The sequence below is a fragment of the Vallitalea sediminicola genome (assembly GCF_054408565.1).
Window position 1 is genome coordinate 1 of record NZ_BTPT01000062.1, and the last position, 1829, is coordinate 1829.

General features: G+C 33.3%; 1 protein-coding gene. It reads left to right on the forward strand.

The window, feature by feature from the left end; all coding sequences use genetic code 11:
• Positions 1–389 precede the first annotated feature (389 nt).
• Complete coding sequence (locus tag ACX6CF_RS21010; protein ID WP_458787329.1) at positions 390–1691, forward strand: IS110 family RNA-guided transposase; 1302 nt, start codon at positions 390–392, stop codon at positions 1689–1691.
• Positions 1692–1829 lie beyond the last annotated feature (138 nt).

Below are 1829 nucleotides of genomic sequence, written 5' to 3' on the forward strand. Positions count from 1 at the left end.
CCTCCTAGTATAATAATGTCATAGCCATTAGCTATTCAAAATAAATATTTTCTATATGAAAGTTGATAAAGGAGTTCTTCCTCATATCCAGTCATTCAACTTTCAAAATATACATGTTTTTGTATATTCTTTCAACATCATGTTTGATGGCTCCTTCATGGACATCAGTCTTTTCATTCGGTATAATATTCCTTGGATAGGATAAAGAATGTTCACCTCCTTGGGCGGTCAATTCTCATTGACCTATACCTACTAAAAAGACAATTAATCCATTCAATGAGGTTTTATGATTTGGCTGGTTGGGAGCCTTCAAGCTATACCTGTATCACATGCTAGGCTGTGTACTCATTGTTCGGAAATGGATTCCTATCAGAAAGGAGCATTTGCTCATGTTTAATAATTTTAATAACTTTTTTATTTCTGTTGGTATTGATGTTGGTGCTGATTTTAGTTGGATGTCAATCGCACTTCCAAATCAACAATTTGTGGGTAAACCTTTTAAGATTATCCACAGTAATTTAGATTCCTTGGAACTGGCTGTTTCTACAATAAAAAAAGCAGAAGAGTCTAATTCCTTGAAAGCTCGCATCTTTCTAGAATCAACAGGCATCTACCATTACCCACTCTTCTGCTATCTTCGTGAAGCAGGATTAAATGTTTTCATTATCAATCCGCTCATCACTAAGTCTAGCACAAATATTAATATACGAAAAGTACATAATGATAGATTTGATTCTAAAAAAGCTGCTCTGGTTGGTTTAAAACCAGATTTAAAAACATCTGTAGTTCCCTCTGACATGGTCCTTGACTTAAGAAATCTCATGAGAGAATACTACAATTTAATGGATAACCGTTGTGCCTATGTTAATAAGTTGTTAGGTGAATTACGCATGGTATTTCCACAATACCTTGGCATTTTTTCTAAAGTTACTACTTATACATCTTTAGCTTTACTTGCTAATTACACTTCACCCAAAGCCTTTTTAGAGGCTAACAGAGAAGATATTATCACATTGATTCGATCAACTGCTCGCTTTGGGCTTACTTATGCTCAAGAGAAGTATAATGCCATTATTGAAGCGGCTACCAAATCTAAAACATTTGGTTATTCTGTTAATAGTAACTTCACACTCATTCGTCTTCATGTGGATTTTATTCGCAAATATGATTTGGAAATCTCAAAAATTCTTACTCTGATGTACGAAATTGTAGATAATAATCCAAATGAAACCTTCGTTAAACAGATCCATTTATTGGATTCTATTAAAGGTGCTGGTTTTTTAAGTGCAACTACAATCATGTGTGAAATCGGTGATTTTTCAGTGTTTAAATCACCCAAACAACTTTTTGCTTACTTTGGTCTTGATCCAGCTGTAAAACAATCAGGCAACTTTAATGGAACTAATGTTAAGATGTCAAAACGTGGTTCTAGGCTTGCTCGAAGAGCAATTCATACAATCGCTCTAAGTTGTATTGGTAAGCAACGTAATGGAACACTCAACAACCCTGTAATTCATAAATACTATCAGAAAAAGTGCCAGAGCAAACCGAAAATGGTGGCTCTTGGAGCTGTTATGCATAAGGTCTGCAATATAATATTTGCAATTCTTAGAGATGAAAAAGAGTTTCAAATAATTACACCTGAAGAACATCATCTCAATTATCAAAATATGCAGAGGATTGCTGTATAAAAATAAATTTTAATTGAATAAATGCTTAAGCTGCTTTTTTTCTTTCCAATTAAAAGCCTTATTAAAGTTACTCATTTTTATAAGCCATTCTTTTTAATTTTTTTTCATTTACGTATTGACAATTCTTAGCTGGTCTTT